The sequence below is a fragment of the Pseudomonas syringae genome, from assembly GCF_021605415.1.
In the GTDB taxonomy this organism is placed as follows: domain Bacteria; phylum Pseudomonadota; class Gammaproteobacteria; order Pseudomonadales; family Pseudomonadaceae; genus Aquipseudomonas; species Aquipseudomonas syringae_S.
Genome location: NZ_WKEQ01000007.1, coordinates 136,905 through 152,596, shown reverse-complemented (window position 1 = coordinate 152,596; position 15,692 = coordinate 136,905). Strand labels below are relative to the sequence as shown.

Below are 15,692 nucleotides of genomic sequence, written 5' to 3'. Positions count from 1 at the left end.
TCCAATACGGTGTTCCCCTCGGGGAAATCGCCGTGATTATGGATTGACGCTGTCTTTCAATGATTTGCCTGGCTTGAAGGCAACGGTGTTGCTGGCCTTGATCTTGACGGGTTCACCGGTTTGCGGATTTTTGCCGGTGCGGGCGCCGCGATGGCGTTGCAGGAAGGTGCCGAAACCCACCAGGGTGACGCTGTCCTTGCGGTGCAGGGCGCCGGTGATTTCTTCGAGAACGGCGTTGAGAACGCGGTTGGCCTGTTCTTTGGTCAGATCTGCTTTTTCAGCAATTGCAGCGGCGAGGTCTGGTTTACGCATTAGTGAAGCCCCTTTGACGGTTTTTTGTTGTTATGTCCGTGCTGTTCTCGTTGGAACAGCGCCCAAGGCGCCGCAGGCTCTACGCTGCGGCAGACGGGAGTGAGAATGGCACGCGGACAAGGCCGGCGCCAGTCTCCACACGACCTTTGTAGGGGCAAAGGCGTGCTGATTCCGACAGAACGGCCGCTATTTACGCCAGCAAGGGCGGAAGCTGTTTGTTCAAGGCGAGTTTTTCCATCACCGCCGCACCCGTCAGGGCGTAGCCCAGCAATTGGCCCTCGGCGTCACGGCACAGCGCCTTGATATCGGCGCCCTGCCCTTCGACCGTCCACACACCTTCGCTGCCACGCGGCGGCGGGGAGACGACCAATGGGCAAACCGGGGTTTTCACGGTGATTGGCATCGGGCCATAACTCACCGCCGTAGGGTTACCCGCCAGTGTCTGCGCCAGTGCTCGCGCACAACTCATGAGGGGCATCACATACAGCAAATTAAGCCCGTCGACTTCGGCGCAGTCGCCCAGGGCGTAGATGTTCGCGTGAGAGGTCTTCAGGTGACGATCAACCATCACGCCGCGGTTGACCTGCACGCCGGCCGCCGCCGCCAGGTCGATACGCGGGCGCAAGCCAATGGCCGACACCACGACATCGCACGGGATGACCTGACCGTCGGACAGGTGCGCTTCCAGGCCATCGTCGACGTTTTGCAGACGGGTCAGCACCGGGCCGAGGTGGAACCGCGCGCCCAGGCTCTCCAGCCCGGCCTGCACGGCAGCGGCGGCGGACGGGTGCAGCAGCGTCGGCATGACCTGCTCGCACGGCGCCACGAGTTGTACCTCATAACCGCCGAGGATCAGGTCGTTGGCGAATTCGCAGCCGATCAGCCCGGCGCCGAGCAGCAGCACCCGGCGCTTGCCCGCCGCGGCCGCACGAAACCGTGCGTAGTCCTCAAGATCATTGATCGGGAACACCAGATCAGCGCCATCGCCTTCGACCGGCACGTGCACGGTTTCCGCGCCCCAAGCAAGAATCAGATCGCGATAAGGCACGGCTTCTTCGCCGATCCACAGGCGTTTATGGCCCGGGTCGATGCCGCTGATGCGCGTGTGGGTGCGCACTTCGGCCTTCAACTGCTCGGCCATGGCGCCCGGTTCGGCCATGCTCAGGCCGTCGGCGTCCTTGTTTTTGCCGAAGCCGGTGGAGAGCATCGGTTTGGAGTAGGAACGGCCGTCATCTGCGGTAATCAGCAGCAGCGGGGTTTCGCCATCGAGTTTGCGAAACTCCCGGGCCAGGTTGTAGCCCGCCAGGCCGGTGCCGACGATTACGACAGGTGCGTTCATGCCTTACTCCCTTGTTGTTCTCAGTTGATTTCGATCATTTCGAAATCCATTTTGCCGACGCCGCAGTCCGGGCACAGCCAGTCTTCCGGCACGTCTTGCCACAAAGTGCCCGGCGCGATGCCGTCATCCGGCCAGCCGTCGGCTTCGTTGTAGATCAGGCCGCAGACAATACATTGCCACTTCTTCATTCAGGTATTTCCTCAGGTTCAGGCATTGGACTGGCGCGAATGGTCGATGGGTAGTGCGCTGCCATCCGGCTCAGGGCGTTTTGTACTGATCGATGCGTCAGGTTGCAAGTCTGTTCGGCGCAGCGGCACGGGCGGATCGATCAATCTCGCGGAGCGACATGGTAAGCTCGCCGCCTCATTTGCTGCCAATAACGACGCACTGTGCCGCACTTAAAATCCCTCTCCCCGGCCCCACGCTGGTTCGTCCGCGAGCAACTGGCGCCCTTGCCCGCTCCGTCCACCCTCGACTGGCTGTTCGATGAAGGCTCGCTGACACGACGGTTGATCCGTTTGTCCGACGATGGTTTCAGCGTGTTGCCGCTATTCGAAGGCTGGCAACCGTTGCGCGCCGACGAATGTGCGGCACTGGATCTGGCCGACGGCAGCGAAGGCTGGGTGCGCGAAGTGTATTTGCGTGGCCATGGCGAGGCCTGGGTGTTCGCTCGCAGCGTTGCCTCGCGCAGCGCCTTGCAGGGCGACGGCTTGCACATGGATGAACTCGGCAGCCGCTCGCTGGGTGAACTGCTGTTTTGCGACCGTGCGTTCGAGCGCCGCGCCATCGAGGTCTGCCACTACCCTGAACAATGGTTGCCCGAGGCCGCGCGCGCACCGCAACTATGGGGCCGCCGTTCGCGTTTTGATCGCGGCGCGCTGAGCGTGCTGGTGGCGGAGGTTTTCCTGCCGGCCCTGTGGCACGCCGTCCGCGCCCATCCGGAGAAATGCTGATGTACCAAAGCCTGCTCAAGTCTATGAATCGCTTGAACCCGCGCGCCTGGGATTTCATTCAGTTGACGCGCATGGACAAGCCGATCGGCATTTATCTGCTGCTGTGGCCGACGCTGTGGGCCTTGTGGATTGCCGGCGAAGGCTCGCCATCCCTGGCCAATATCGTGATTTTTGTACTCGGCGTGGTGTTGACCCGCGCTGGCGGCTGCGTGATCAACGACTGGGCGGACCGCAAGGTCGACGGCCACGTCAAACGCACCGAGCAGCGGCCGTTGGTCAGCGGCAAAATCAGCTCGAAAGAGGCGTTGGTGTTTTTTGCCGTACTGATGGGCATCAGTTTCCTGCTGGTGCTGTGCACCAACGCCACGACCATCTGGCTGTCGTTGGGCGGGTTGGCGTTGGCGTTCAGTTATCCGTTCATGAAGCGTTACACCTACTACCCGCAAGTGGTACTGGGCGCGGCATTTTCCTGGGGGATGCCGATGGCGTTCACCGCCGAGACCGGCAATCTGCCCGCCGCCGCGTGGCTGCTGTACATCGCCAATCTGCTGTGGACGGTGGGTTACGACACCTATTACGCGATGACCGACCGTGACGACGATTTGAAGATCGGCGTGAAATCCACGGCGATTCTGTTTGGCGAGGCGGATCGGGTGATCATTCTGACCTTACAGGCGTTGGCCCTGGCCTGCCTGTTGCTGGCCGGTTCGAAATTCGGCCTTGGCGTGTGGTTCCACCTCGGCTTGCTGGTGGCGGCCGGATGTTTTGCCTGGGAGTTCTGGTACACCCGGGGCAAGGATCGGATGCGCTGCTTCAAGGCGTTTTTGCACAACCACTGGGCCGGGTTGGCGATTTTTGTCGGGATCGTGCTGGATTACGCGCTGCGGTAAGACACAAATCCTGTAGGAGCGGGTTTGCTCGCGAAAGCGGCAGATCAGTCGCTCTTACGGGAACTGACACACCGTCTTCGCGAGCAAGCCCGCTCCCACAGGAACAGGATTATTTCTGTGACATGTGAACGACGTGCCAGACGTCTCTCATCTTGTCGCCCTTCATTTCTCCGGGTTTTTCATCTTTCACGAAGGTGTACAGCGGCTTGCCGTCGTAGGCGTATTGCATCGTGCCATCGTCACGCTTGATGGTGCTCCATTTGCCTTCAACCTTGGCATCGGCCGGCGCCATCATTGGCGGCCAGTTTTTGGCGCAGTCGCCATTGCACATCGACTTGCCGTCCGTGTCCTTGTCGTACGTGTACAGCGTCATGCCCCCGTGATCGACCATCATGCCGTTTTTCGACATGGCGGGATCGGCGGCCATCGCCAGACCAGGCAGGGTCAGGGCTGCAGCCATCAGCAGGGTCTTGAAGGAAACTGTCATTCGCTTCATGGAAACCTTCTTTTGTGGTTGTCAGGGTTCGGAATTAGAGCTTAGTCGAGGATATGTACAATCGCTGCCAGACTGAATGACTGTCACACGACTGCAATAATTCCGTTATCTAATGCGGCGCAAGACAGTTAAATGACAAGAGGATTAACGCATGGTTGGCAGGAGCATTCTGATCGTCGACGACGAGGCGCCCATTCGCGAGATGATCGCCGTTGCGTTGGAAATGGCCGGCTATGACTGCCTCGAAGCGGAGAACTCGCAGCAGGCGCACGCCATCATTGTCGACCGCAAGCCGGACCTGATCCTGCTCGACTGGATGCTGCCCGGCACGTCTGGCATCGAACTGGCCCGGCGCCTCAAGCGTGACGAGCTGACCGGCGACATTCCGATCATCATGCTCACCGCCAAGGGCGAAGAGGACAACAAGATCCAGGGCCTTGAAGTCGGCGCCGACGACTACATCACCAAACCGTTTTCTCCTCGTGAACTTGTTGCGCGCCTTAAAGCCGTGCTGCGTCGTGCCGGCCCGACCGATGGCGAAGCGCCGATTGAAGTCGGTGGCTTGCTGCTCGACCCGATCAGCCACCGCGTGACCATCGACGGCAAACCCGCCGAGATGGGCCCGACCGAATACCGCCTGCTGCAATTCTTCATGACCCATCAGGAACGCGCTTACACGCGCGGCCAATTGCTTGATCAAGTCTGGGGCGGCAACGTCTACGTCGAAGAACGCACCGTCGACGTACACATCCGTCGCCTGCGCAAAGCCCTCGGCGATGCTTATGAAAATCTGGTACAAACCGTTCGCGGCACCGGCTACCGCTTTTCAACGAAGGGATAAAAACAGCGGCGAGCTTCAAGCCATGAGCGGCAAGCAAACGCACCGCAGCTCTTTCTTGCAGCTTGCAGCTCGACACTCGACGCTGCGTTAAGGACGCCCCCTTGAATCAAAACTGGCATGGCACTCTGATTCGCCACATGTTGCTGCTGGTCACTGCTTGTCTGGTGGTGGGTTTGATTACCGGCTATTACGGCTGGAGTCTGGCGGCGGGTCTGGGTTTTTATCTGGCATGGACGCTCAAGCAGTTACTTCGTTTGCACGAATGGCTGCGTTTGCATCAACCCGATGAAGCGCCGCCCGACGGCTACGGGCTGTGGGGCGAGGTGTTCGACAGCATCTATCACCTGCAACGCCGAGACCAACGTGTGCGCGGACGTCTGCAAGCGGTGATTGATCGAGTGCAGGAGTCCACCGCCGCGCTGAAAGACGCTGTCATCATGCTCGACAGCGAAGGCAACCTCGAATGGTGGAACCGCGCCGCCGAAACCCTGCTGGGTCTCAAAACTCCACAGGACAGCGGCCAACCGGTGACCAATCTGGTGCGGCATCCGCGCTTCAAGGAATATTTCGAGCAAGGCAGTTACGTCGAGCCGCTCGACATCCCCTCACCGACCAACGACCGCGTGCGTATTCAGCTGTACATCACCCGCTACGGCAACAACGAGCATTTAATGTTGGTGCGCGATGTCACACGCATTCATCAGCTGGAGCAGATGCGCAAAGACTTCATCGCCAACGTCTCCCACGAATTGCGCACGCCGCTGACGGTGATCTGCGGCTACCTGGAAACCCTGCTCGACAACGTTGATGACGTGAATCCACGCTGGAGCCGCGCCCTGACGCAGATGCAGCAACAGGGCGGGCGCATGCAGACGTTGCTCAACGACCTGTTGTTGCTGGCCAAACTGGAAGCCACCGATTACCCGTCGGACAACCAGCCTGTGCCGATCGATTCGCTGTTGCAGTCGATCAAAAGCGACGCCGAGCAACTGTCCGCACAGAAAAACCAGCGCATCACGCTGGAGGCCGACGCGACGATCCTGCTCAAGGGCAGTGAAGCGGAGTTGCGCAGCGCGTTTTCGAACCTGGTATTCAACGCCGTCAAATACACCCCGGCCGAAGGCAATATCCGCATTCGCTGGTGGTGTGACGATCAGGGCGCGCACCTGAGCGTGCAGGATTCGGGCATTGGCATCGACAGCAAACACCTGCCACGCCTGACCGAACGCTTCTACCGCGTCGACTCCAGCCGCAACTCCAACACCGGCGGCACCGGGCTCGGCCTGGCCATCGTCAAACACGTTTTGCTGCGCCATCGCGCACGCATGGAGATCAGCAGCGTGCCCGGCCACGGCAGCACGTTCACCTGCCATTTCGCCCCTGCGCAGGTCGCGCGATCGCGGGCGATCGATGCCGCTGAGTAACCACCCACTAGGCAATCGCCCAGTCAGCCGCTACATTGGCTGACTTGTGCCTGCCTTTCAGGCGCTGATTTTCTATCCCTCGAATACACGGAACCCGCAAAACTCCATCATGGATCCTTCCCCTGGCTTGTCCCTGGCAACACTCTTCGCCGATTTCGGCATGATCCTTTTCGCTCTGATCCTGGTTTTGCTCAACGGCTTTTTCGTTGCGGCGGAATTCGCCATGGTCAAACTGCGCTCGACCCGGGTCGAGGCCATCGCTGAACAAAACGGCTGGCGCGGGCACATCCTGCGCACCGTGCACAGTCAGCTCGATGCCTACCTCTCGGCGTGCCAGCTCGGCATCACCCTCGCCTCCCTTGGCCTGGGCTGGGTAGGCGAGCCGGCGTTCGCGCACATCCTCGAACCGCTGCTGGAAGCCGCCGGCGTGCAGTCGGCCGAAGTCATCAAAGGCGTCTCGTTCTTCGCCGCGTTCTTCGTGATTTCGTACCTGCACATCGTGGTCGGTGAGCTGGCGCCCAAGTCCTGGGCGATCCGCAAACCCGAGCTGCTGTCGCTGTGGACCGCCGTGCCGCTGTACCTGTTTTATTGGGCAATGTACCCGGCAATTTACCTGCTCAACGCCAGCGCCAACGCCATCCTGCGCATCGCCGGCCAGGGCGAGCCTGGCCCGCATCACGAACACCATTACAGCCGTGAAGAACTGAAACTGATTCTGCATTCCAGCCGTGGCCAGGATCCGAGCGATCAGGGCATGCGCGTATTGGCGTCGGCCGTGGAAATGGGTGAGCTGGAAGTGGTCGACTGGGCCAACTCCCGGGAAGACCTGATCACGCTTGAGTTCAACGCACCGCTGAAGGAAATCCTCGCGATGTTCCGGCGCCACAAGTTCAGCCGTTATCCGGTGTACGACAGTGAGCGCCAGGAGTTCGTCGGCCTGCTGCACATCAAGGACCTGCTGCTGGAACTGGCTGCGCTCGATCACATTCCCGAGTCGTTCAACCTGGCCGAACTGACCCGACCGCTGGAGCGCGTGTCGCGGCACATGCCGCTGTCGCAGTTGCTTGAGCAGTTCCGCAAGGGTGGCTCGCACTTCGCCGTGGTCGAAGAGGCCGACGGCAACATCATCGGCTACCTGACCATGGAAGACGTGCTGGAAGTGCTGGTCGGTGACATCCAGGACGAACACCGCAAGGCTGAACGCGGCATCCTCGCCTATCAGCCGGGCAAACTGCTGGTGCGTGGCGACACGCCGTTGTTCAAGGTCGAGCGCTTGCTCGGCATCGATCTCGATCACATCGAAGCGGAAACCCTCGCCGGGCTAGTCTACGAAACCCTGAAACGGGTACCGGAAGAGGAAGAAGTGCTGGAAGTCGAAGGCCTGCGGATCATCATCAAGAAGATGAAAGGGCCGAAGATCATCCTGGCCAAGGTGTTGATGCTGGACTGATGGGCTGATCGAGACCGCGAAGGGCCGACAGATTCCCCCCTATTGCTTGCCCAACGCAAAATTGGGCAACGCTCCCAGCGGCTGATTGAACTGGTACGGAATCGACACCAGCCCCATCCCGGTATTGCGCTGCACCACGAAGTGCAGGTGCGGGCCGCTGCTGTTGCCGGTGTTGCCGGACAGTGCCAGTGGACTGCCGACCATCACCCGCTGCCCTTCGCGCACGCTCACCGAACCCTGCTTGAGGTGCAGATACACGCCCATCGTGCCGTCGTCGTGCAATATCCGCACAAAGTTGCCCGACGGATCGGTGCCGCGCCCGGTCTGCGCATTTTCGGTTTTCACCACCCTTCCGGCTCGCGCCGCGATGATCGGCGTGCCCACCGGCATGGCGATGTCCATCGCATAGCGGCTTTTTGGCCCGAAATGGCTGTATTGGCCGTTCGCGCCCTGTGACAGGCGAAACGGCCCACCGCGCCAGGGCAACGGGTATCGATAGCCCTGAGCGACGCCAGAGGGGTCGCCAAGGGAATATTGGAACTTCGGGGTGTACACCAGCGGTTTGCCCGCGCTGATCGCCGTCAGTAGCGCCACACGCGAATTGCTGCGCGCCGGCAACACCCGGCGGATCGGCTGGCCCGATACACCGTAAACATTGTTCAACCCGGCAAAGCTCAACTCGACTTCCACCGGCGCATACAGATCGTTGCGCACGAACACCACGTCCATGCCCTGCTGCTTCTTGATGTCGAGGTACACCTGGCGCTCCAGGTGCTCGACCATCCGATCCCGGAACACAAACACCTTCGAGCCCTTGCTCGGCTGGTCGCTGTACGAGACCACGCCGTGGGCGTCGGTGGATTTGTAAATAGTCGTGGCCACAGCCGAGGTGGAGGCCATGAAGAGACCACAGAAAAACAGCAGGCGCGCGAGCATGGGCAAAATCTGTCGAAGTGAGGCTTGGAAAGAGCCTAGCAGTTGAGACAGACCCGAGCAGTGGGCAGATGTTTCAAAATGGGCGGCGCGAGAGATGGGTGGTGCTTTTGCCGGCCTCTTCGCGAGCAGTCTCGCGCCCACACTGGAATGTATTTCAGATGTGGGGCGAGCCTGCTCGCGAAGTCGAACGTTCAGGCGACGCAGATCACGCGCCCGGAACGAAGTGCTTCTGCGCCGTGCCGCGCGCGATCAGGCGGGAGATGTAATCGAGCTTCTGCGCATCCTGGTCGACGAAGCGGAAGGTCAGTTGCAACCAGTCGCTGTCGGGTTTCGGCTCGTGGGCGACGACAGCGTGCAGGTAACCGTTGAGGCGTGCAATTTCGGCGTTGTCACCCTGCTCCAGATCAAGCACGGCGCTGTCGAGGATCTGCGGCAGGTTGTCGGTGCGCTTCACCACCAGCAGTGCTTCCTTGATGCTCAAGGCCTTGATCACGCATTGCTGGGTGCCGCTCGGCAGGCGCAACTGACCCTGGCCGCGACCACCGGCCGGGGCGGTGGATGCCGCAGGCGCCTTGACCGGCGGGCTGTTGAGCAGGCCACGGGCCGGCGTGGCAACAGGTGCCGCAACGGGAGCAGTCGCGACCACGGCCGGTTTGCCGCCGGTCAACGCGCTCAGGGAATCATTACCGAACGCCGAGTTCATCTTGGTCGGCGCGCCGTTCATCAGGGTGTCGAGTTTGCCGACCTTGTTCAGCGCCTGCTTGACCTTGGTCAGCAATTGCTCGTTGGTGAACGGCTTGCTGACGTAACCGGAAACGCCGGCCTGGATCGCCTGCACGACGTTTTCTTTGTCGCCACGGCTGGTGACCATGACAAACGGCATGGTCTTCAGGTTGTCCTGCTCGCGGCACCAGGTCAGCAGCTCAAGGCCGGACATTTCCGGCATTTCCCAGTCGCACAGCACCAAGTCGAATGCTTCCTTGGCGAGCATGGCCTGAGCCTTTTTGCCGTTGACGGCGTCCTCGGTGCGGATGCCCGGGAAGTAATTACGCAGGCACTTTTTTACCAGGTCACGAATGAACGAAGCATCGTCCACGACCAACACACTGATCTTGCTCATCCAACACCCCTATTAAAATCCCGGCAAGCATAACGCTGGCTGATGGCACATTGCCAAAACTCTTCAGTCACGCCGGGACTTTTCGTTCGCGGGTGCTGCTTTTTAATTCTGTCCTACTCAAAAACGGCTCAAAAAAAAGCCCGGCCAAAAGACCGGGCGTTTTTCTCAGGCCATCTTACTTATCGTCAGCATTGTCCGGAACATTAGCGGTTTCGCCACTTGTGCCCTCAACTTCTGCCTTCATGCGCTTGAGGCCCATATGGCGCACGTCGGTGCCGCGAACCAGGTAAATCACCAGCTCCGAGATGTTGCGCGCGTGGTCGCCGATGCGCTCCAGCGAACGCAGCACCCAGATAATGCTCAAGACCCGCGAGATCGAGCGCGGGTCTTCCATCATGTAGGTGGCCAGTTCGCGCAGGGCGGTTTTGTATTCGCGGTCGATGATCTTGTCGTACTGCGCCACCGACAGGGCCAGATCGGCGTCGAAGCGGGCAAACGCGTCCAGCGCATCGCGAACCATGTTACGCACCTGGTCGCCGATGTGGCGAACCTCGACGTAACCGCGCGGCGCTTCGCCTTCTTCACACAGTTGAATGGCGCGGCGAGCGATCTTGGTCGCCTCGTCGCCAATGCGCTCAAGGTCGATCACCGACTTGGAGATGCTGATGATCAGACGCAGGTCAGACGCCGCAGGCTGACGACGGGCCAGAATGCGCAGGCATTCTTCGTCGATGTTGCGTTCCATCTGGTTGATCTGGTCGTCGATCTCACGCACCTGCTGAGCCAGACCGGAATCGGCCTCGATCAGCGCCGTCACGGCGTCGTTGACCTGCTTCTCCACCAGCCCGCCCATGGCCAGGAGGTGGCTGCGCACTTCTTCAAGTTCGGCGTTGAACTGCGCAGAAATGTGGTGGGTAAGGCCTTCTTTCGAAATCATTGTTCGCTCCGCGAAAGTTGCAAGCTTCAAGCTGCAAGCTTCAAGCAGTTATGTATAAGTCCTGATATCGCACCGCATCTTTCTTGCCGCTTGAAGCTTGCGGCTTGCAGCTGTGCGGCTAGCCGTACCGCCCCGTGATGTAGTCTTCGGTCTGCTTCTTGGCCGGATTGGTGAACAGAGTATCGGTGTCGCCGAATTCCACCAGTTTGCCCATGTACATGAACGCCGTGTAGTCGGACACCCGCGCCGCCTGCTGCATGTTGTGGGTGACGATAACGATGGTGAACTTGGATTTCAGCTCGTAGATCAGCTCTTCAACCTTCAGGGTCGAGATCGGATCGAGGGCCGAGCACGGTTCGTCGAGAAGCAGCACTTCCGGTTCCACGGCGATGGTGCGCGCGATCACCAGACGTTGTTGCTGACCACCGGACAGACCGAGGGCCGATTCGTGCAGACGGTCTTTGACTTCGTCCCACAGTGCCGCGCCTTTCAACGCCCACTCGACTGCTTCGTCGAGAACGCGTTTCTTGTTGATGCCCTGAATGCGCAGACCGTAAACCACGTTTTCGTAGATGGTTTTCGGGAACGGGTTGGGTTTCTGGAACACCATGCCGACGCGACGACGCAGTTCGGCAACGTCTTCGCCCTTGCGATAGATGTTGTTGCCGTACAGGTTGATCGCGCCTTCAACACGGCAGCCGTCAACCAGATCGTTCATGCGGTTGAAGGTACGCAGCAGTGTGGACTTGCCGCAGCCAGACGGGCCGATGAACGCGGTCACGCGCTGTTTCGGGATGTTCAGGCTGACGTCGTACAGCGCTTGTTTATCGCCGTAGAACAGATTCAAACCCGGGACTTCAATGGCCACGGTTTCCTGCTCAAGATTCAGGCTCTGCTTGTCGCGACCCAACGCTGACATGTTGATGCCGTGGGTGTGTGCTTCGTGCTGCATGGGAGGCTCCCCTGTGCTAACAAATTCGGTTCTATGAACCACTGGCATAGCCAATGGGTTACTCAAATCTATGGCTGCGCCGACCCTTGTGGGAGCTGGCTTGCCAGCGATGCAGGCGACTTGGTCTGCCAGTTACACCGCGATGATGCAATCGCTGGCAAGCCAGCTCCCACAGGATTCGTATCAACTGTCCAGTGCTTTGTACTTTTCACGCAGGTGGTTACGGATGTAGACCGCTGACAGGTTCAAGGTCGCGATCACCAGCACCAGCAACAACGCCGTGGCGTACACCAGCGGCCGCGCCGCTTCGACGTTCGGGCTCTGGAAGCCGACGTCATAGATGTGGAAGCCCAGGTGCATGATCTTCTGATCCAGGTGCAGGTACGGGTAGTTGCCATCCACCGGCAGCGACGGCGCCAGCTTCACCACGCCCACCAGCATCAGCGGCGCCACTTCACCGGCGGCACGGGCCACGGCGAGGATCATGCCGGTCATCATGGCCGGGCTGGCCATCGGGATCACGATCTTCCACAGCGTTTCAGCCTTGGTCGCGCCGAGGGCCAACGAGCCTTCACGCACGGTGCGCGGGATTCGTGCCAGACCTTCTTCAGTGGCCACGATCACCACCGGCACCGCTAGCAGCGCCAGGGTCAATGAAGCCCAGAGCAGGCCCGGCGTACCGAAGGTCGGTGCCGGCAGTGCTTCGGGGAAGAACAAGCGGTCGACCGAACCACCCAACACATACACAAAGAAGCCCAGACCAAATACGCCGTAAACGATCGCCGGAACGCCCGCCAGGTTATTCACCGCGATACGGATGATCCGCGTCAGGGTGTTCTGTTTGGCGTATTCACGCAGGTACACCGCCGCCAGTACGCCGAATGGAGTGACGATCATCGCCATGATCAGGGTCATCATCACGGTGCCGAAAATCGCCGGGAAGATCCCGCCTTCGGTGTTCGCTTCACGCGGGTCATCCGAGAGGAACTCCCAGATCTTGCTGAAGTAGAAACCCACCTTGGTGAAGGTGCTCATGGCGTTCGGCTGGTAGGCATGAACCACTTTGCCCAGACCGATTTCAATCTCTTTACCGTTGGCATCGCGAGCCGTCAGGGCATCGCGGTTGAACTGCGCATGCAGGTCGGCCAGACGCGCTTCGATGTCTTGATAACGCGCGTTCAGCTCGGCGCGCTCGGATTCCATGTCCGCTTGTGCGGTGGCGTCGAGTTTGCCTTCGAGTTCCAGTTTGCGACCGTGCAGGCGGATACGTTCCAGCCCTGCGTTGATCGCACCGATGTCGGTCTTTTCCAGCGACTTCAGTTGCTTGGCAAGTCCGTTCACACGGTCGATCCGCGCCTGCAGCTCAGGCCATGCGGCTTCGCCCTCGGCGATGACCTTACCGTCCTGCTTGACGTTGACCAGATAGCCGTAGAAGTTGCCCCACTCACGACGCTCCAGCGCCATCAGTTCCAGCGGCGTCTTCTGGTTGGTCAGCCACTCGCCGACGATCCAGGTGAAGTCGTTGCCGTTCAGGTCACGGTTGCCGACCTTGATCAGCTCGCGGGTCATGAACTCCGGACCTTCGTCCGGCACTGGCAAACCAGCACTTTTCAGGCGGGCACGCGGCACTTCTTCTTTCTGTACCACTTCGCCGACCACCAGGTGATTGGCCTGGCCCGGTACGTCATAGCTGGCATGGATCAGATCCGCCGGCCAGAAGTGACCCAGACCACGCACGGCAATCACCGCCAGCAGGCCAATGGTCATGATGACCGCGATGGACACCGCGCCACCGCTGATCCAGACGCCCGGGGCGCCGCTCTTGAACCATCCTTTCAGGGAGTTCTGTTTCACAGACTTCTACCTTTGTTTAAAGCGACGAGTATTTCTTGCGCAGACGCTGACGAATCAGTTCTGCCAGGGTGTTCATGACGAAGGTGAACAACAGCAGCACCAGCGCCGAGAGGAACAGCACGCGGTAGTGGCTGCCGCCGACTTCCGATTCGGGCATTTCCACCGCGACGTTGGCGGCCAGGGTGCGCAGGCCTTCGAACAGGTTCATTTCCATGACCGGGGTGTTACCCGTAGCCATCAGCACGATCATGGTTTCACCGACCGCACGGCCCATGCCGATCATCAGCGCCGAGAAGATGCCCGGACTGGCGGTGAGGATCACCACGCGGGTCATGGTCTGCCACGGCGTGGCACCGAGGGCCAGGGATCCCAGGGTCAGGCCACGCGGTGCGCTGAACACGGCGTCTTCAGCGATCGAGTAGATGTTCGGGATCACCGCGAAACCCATGGCCAGGCCAACCACCAGTGCATTGCGCTGGTCGTAGGTGATGCCCAGGTCGTGGGAGATCCACATGCGCATGTCACCGCCGAAGAACCAGTTCTCCATGAACGGGCTCATGTACAGCGACAGCCAGCCCACAAACAGGATCACCGGAATCAGCAACGCACTTTCCCAGCCATCCGGAACTCTCAGGCGGATCGACTCAGGCAGACGGCTGAATGCGAAACCGGCGACCAGAATGCCAATCGGCAGCAACATCAGCAGGCTGAAGATGCCCGGCAAATGCCCTTCGACATAAGGCGCGAGGAACAGACCGGCGAAGAAACCGAGGATCACCGTCGGCATTGCTTCCATCAGTTCGATCACCGGCTTGACCTTGCGGCGCATGCCCGGGGCCATGAAATACGCGGTGTAGATCGCGGCGGCAACGGCCAGTGGAGCGGCCAGCAGCATCGCGTAGAACGCGGCTTTCAGGGTGCCGAAGGTCAGTGGCGACAGGCTCAGCTTCGGTTCGAAGTCGGTGTTGGCCGCAGTCGATTGCCAGACGTACTTAGGTTCGTCGTAGTTTTCGTACCAGACCTTGCTCCACAGCGCGCTCCAGGAAACTTCCGGGTGCGGGTTATCAAGCAGCAGCGGTTGCAGCTTGCCGCCAGCCTCGACGATCACTCGGTTGGCGCGCGGCGACAGACCGAACAGGCCCTGGCCCTCAACGACCTGATCAACCAGCAAAGTACGGTGCGCGGTGCTGTGGAACACGCCGAGCTTGCCGCTGGCATCCAGCGCGAGGAAGCCCTTGCGGCGCTCTTCGGCGGTAATCTCAATGATCGGCGACTTGCCCATCTGGAACGTACGAATCTGCTTCAGGCGCTGCTCGCCATCAGGGTCGCGGGCCATGAACCACTGGGCCAGCCCGCCCTTGGAGTCACCGACGATCAGCGAGATACCGCCCACCAATTGGGTGGTCGCAGTGACTTCAGCATCGGCGTTTTCCAGCAGTTTGTAGCGACCGTTGAGGCTCTTGTCGCGCAGGCTGAATACGTCGGCCTGGGCACGACCGTTGACCACATAAAGCCATTGCTGGCGCGGGTCGACGAAGATGTTTTTCACCGGCTCAGTCATTTGCGGCAGATCGATACGCTTCTGCTCGTTGGTGACTTCGCCAGTCATCATGTTTTCTTCGCTGGTCAGCGACAGCACATTGAGTTGCGAACCGGTCGAACCCACGAGCATCAGCGTCGTATCGGTGGCGTTGAGGCTCACATGCTCCAGCGCACCCCCGGCTTCGTTCAGCGCGATTGGCGCCTCGCCGTACGGGTATTCGATGGCCGGGGTGATGGTTTTCTTGCCATCGGGGTAGCTGACTTTATAGGTGTGACGGAACACCAGCGCCTGACCATTGGACAGACCCACGGCCACCAGCGGATGACCTGGCTGATCTTCACCAATGGAGGTCACGGTGCTACCTGCCGGCAGCGGCAGATCGACGCGCTTCAGTTCAGCGCCACTGTCGATATCGAAGAACAACGCCTGGCCCTTGTCGGAAACGCGCATGGCCACCTGATTCTGCTCTTCGAGCGAAATCATCAGCGGCTTGCCGGCGTCCTGCATCCAGGCCGGAGTGATCGAGTCTTTCGCCGTCAGGTCAGCACCCTGAAACAGTGGCGCGACCACGTAAGCGAGGAAGAAGAAAATCAGGGTGATGGCTGCCAGCACCGCCAGACCGCCAACGAGGACGTACCAGCGAGT

Annotated in this window: 15 protein-coding genes; 5 read left to right on the top strand and 10 right to left on the bottom strand. The window is 60.3% G+C overall.

The window, feature by feature from the left end; all coding sequences use genetic code 11:
• Nucleotides 1-36: 36 nt before the first annotated feature.
• The 3 genes from GIW69_RS07200 to GIW69_RS07190 form a co-directional block, all read right to left on the bottom strand.
• Nucleotides 37-312 (bottom strand): HU family DNA-binding protein, encoded by a 276-nt coding sequence (locus GIW69_RS07200; RefSeq protein WP_003195589.1) that lies wholly within the window; start codon nt 310-312, stop codon nt 37-39.
• Between the two features lie 190 nt (nt 313-502).
• Nucleotides 503-1,651: an FAD-dependent oxidoreductase gene (locus GIW69_RS07195; RefSeq protein WP_236481434.1), complete on the bottom strand. Its 1,149-nt coding sequence runs from the start codon at nt 1,649-1,651 to the stop codon at nt 503-505.
• A gap of 20 nt (nt 1,652-1,671) precedes the next feature.
• Complete coding sequence (locus GIW69_RS07190) at nt 1,672-1,839, bottom strand: rubredoxin (RefSeq protein WP_003437744.1); 168 nt, start codon at nt 1,837-1,839, stop codon at nt 1,672-1,674.
• Nucleotides 1,840-2,040: 201 nt separating this feature from the next.
• On the opposite strand from GIW69_RS07190, the gene GIW69_RS07185 reads away from it, so the two are divergent.
• Together GIW69_RS07185 and ubiA are read left to right on the top strand one after the other, a co-directional pair.
• Nucleotides 2,041-2,604, top strand: a complete 564-nt coding sequence (locus tag GIW69_RS07185; RefSeq protein WP_236481433.1) for a chorismate lyase — start codon at nt 2,041-2,043, stop codon at nt 2,602-2,604.
• The gene (gene ubiA / locus GIW69_RS07180) at nt 2,604-3,494 is read left to right on the top strand and encodes a 4-hydroxybenzoate octaprenyltransferase (protein WP_236481432.1); all 891 of its coding nucleotides are present in this window, start codon (nt 2,604-2,606) and stop codon (nt 3,492-3,494) included. The genes GIW69_RS07185 and ubiA overlap by 1 nt, the downstream gene beginning before the upstream one ends.
• Before the next feature lie 109 nt (nt 3,495-3,603).
• On the opposite strand, the gene GIW69_RS07175 is transcribed toward ubiA, so the two are convergent.
• Complete coding sequence (locus tag GIW69_RS07175; RefSeq protein ID WP_236481431.1) at nt 3,604-3,990, bottom strand: COG4315 family predicted lipoprotein; 387 nt, start codon at nt 3,988-3,990, stop codon at nt 3,604-3,606.
• A gap of 151 nt (nt 3,991-4,141) precedes the next feature.
• Between GIW69_RS07175 and phoB the strand changes: the two genes are divergently transcribed.
• From phoB to GIW69_RS07160, 3 genes are all read left to right on the top strand, one after another.
• Nucleotides 4,142-4,831 carry a phosphate regulon transcriptional regulator PhoB gene (gene phoB, locus GIW69_RS07170; RefSeq protein ID WP_003176964.1) on the top strand — a complete coding sequence of 230 codons (690 nt, stop codon included), beginning with the start codon at nt 4,142-4,144 and terminating at the stop codon, nt 4,829-4,831.
• Nucleotides 4,832-4,968: 137 nt separating this feature from the next.
• Complete coding sequence (gene phoR, locus GIW69_RS07165) at nt 4,969-6,255, top strand: phosphate regulon sensor histidine kinase PhoR (protein ID WP_236481477.1); 1,287 nt, start codon at nt 4,969-4,971, stop codon at nt 6,253-6,255.
• Between the two features lie 109 nt (nt 6,256-6,364).
• Nucleotides 6,365-7,705: a hemolysin family protein gene (locus tag GIW69_RS07160; RefSeq protein ID WP_236481430.1), complete on the top strand. Its 1,341-nt coding sequence runs from the start codon at nt 6,365-6,367 to the stop codon at nt 7,703-7,705.
• A gap of 39 nt (nt 7,706-7,744) precedes the next feature.
• On the opposite strand, the gene GIW69_RS07155 is transcribed toward GIW69_RS07160, so the two are convergent.
• The 6 genes from GIW69_RS07155 to GIW69_RS07130 form a co-directional block, all read right to left on the bottom strand.
• Complete coding sequence (locus tag GIW69_RS07155; protein WP_236481429.1) at nt 7,745-8,641, bottom strand: M23 family metallopeptidase; 897 nt, start codon at nt 8,639-8,641, stop codon at nt 7,745-7,747.
• Between the two features lie 205 nt (nt 8,642-8,846).
• The gene (locus GIW69_RS07150; protein WP_236481428.1) at nt 8,847-9,761 is read right to left on the bottom strand and encodes a response regulator; all 915 of its coding nucleotides are present in this window, start codon (nt 9,759-9,761) and stop codon (nt 8,847-8,849) included.
• Between the two features lie 175 nt (nt 9,762-9,936).
• Nucleotides 9,937-10,698 carry a phosphate signaling complex protein PhoU gene (gene phoU, locus GIW69_RS07145; RefSeq protein ID WP_236481427.1) on the bottom strand — a complete coding sequence of 254 codons (762 nt, stop codon included), beginning with the start codon at nt 10,696-10,698 and terminating at the stop codon, nt 9,937-9,939.
• Nucleotides 10,699-10,816: 118 nt separating this feature from the next.
• Complete coding sequence (pstB, locus tag GIW69_RS07140; RefSeq protein ID WP_236481426.1) at nt 10,817-11,650, bottom strand: phosphate ABC transporter ATP-binding protein PstB; 834 nt, start codon at nt 11,648-11,650, stop codon at nt 10,817-10,819.
• A 183-nt stretch (nt 11,651-11,833) separates the two neighbouring features.
• Nucleotides 11,834-13,504 carry a phosphate ABC transporter permease PstA gene (gene pstA / locus GIW69_RS07135; protein ID WP_236481425.1) on the bottom strand — a complete coding sequence of 557 codons (1,671 nt, stop codon included), beginning with the start codon at nt 13,502-13,504 and terminating at the stop codon, nt 11,834-11,836.
• Between the two features lie 16 nt (nt 13,505-13,520).
• A complete protein-coding gene (locus GIW69_RS07130) occupies nt 13,521-15,554 on the bottom strand; it encodes an ABC transporter permease family protein (protein WP_236481476.1) in 2,034 nt (677 codons plus the stop codon).
• Nucleotides 15,555-15,692 lie beyond the last annotated feature (138 nt).

What these genes read in the sequence shown, in the direction of transcription:
- phoU (WP_236481427.1), bottom strand. Translation starts at nt 10,698, where the DNA reads ATGATTTCGAAAGAAGGCCTTACCCACCACATTTCTGCGCAGTTCAAC.
- ubiA (WP_236481432.1), top strand. Translation starts at nt 2,604, where the DNA reads ATGTACCAAAGCCTGCTCAAGTCTATGAATCGCTTGAACCCGCGCGCC.
- phoR (WP_236481477.1), top strand. Translation starts at nt 4,969, where the DNA reads ATGTTGCTGCTGGTCACTGCTTGTCTGGTGGTGGGTTTGATTACCGGC.
- GIW69_RS07150 (WP_236481428.1), bottom strand. Translation starts at nt 9,761, where the DNA reads ATGAGCAAGATCAGTGTGTTGGTCGTGGACGATGCTTCGTTCATTCGT.
- GIW69_RS07200 (WP_003195589.1), bottom strand. Translation starts at nt 312, where the DNA reads ATGCGTAAACCAGACCTCGCCGCTGCAATTGCTGAAAAAGCAGATCTG.
- GIW69_RS07190 (WP_003437744.1), bottom strand. Translation starts at nt 1,839, where the DNA reads ATGAAGAAGTGGCAATGTATTGTCTGCGGCCTGATCTACAACGAAGCC.
- pstB (WP_236481426.1), bottom strand. Translation starts at nt 11,650, where the DNA reads ATGCAGCACGAAGCACACACCCACGGCATCAACATGTCAGCGTTGGGT.
- GIW69_RS07130 (WP_236481476.1), bottom strand. Translation starts at nt 15,554, where the DNA reads ATGCAGGACGCCGGCAAGCCGCTGATGATTTCGCTCGAAGAGCAGAAT.
- GIW69_RS07155 (WP_236481429.1), bottom strand. Translation starts at nt 8,641, where the DNA reads ATGCTCGCGCGCCTGCTGTTTTTCTGTGGTCTCTTCATGGCCTCCACC.
- GIW69_RS07160 (WP_236481430.1), top strand. Translation starts at nt 6,365, where the DNA reads ATGGATCCTTCCCCTGGCTTGTCCCTGGCAACACTCTTCGCCGATTTC.
- GIW69_RS07195 (WP_236481434.1), bottom strand. Translation starts at nt 1,651, where the DNA reads ATGAACGCACCTGTCGTAATCGTCGGCACCGGCCTGGCGGGCTACAAC.
- GIW69_RS07175 (WP_236481431.1), bottom strand. Translation starts at nt 3,990, where the DNA reads ATGAAGCGAATGACAGTTTCCTTCAAGACCCTGCTGATGGCTGCAGCC.
- phoB (WP_003176964.1), top strand. Translation starts at nt 4,142, where the DNA reads ATGGTTGGCAGGAGCATTCTGATCGTCGACGACGAGGCGCCCATTCGC.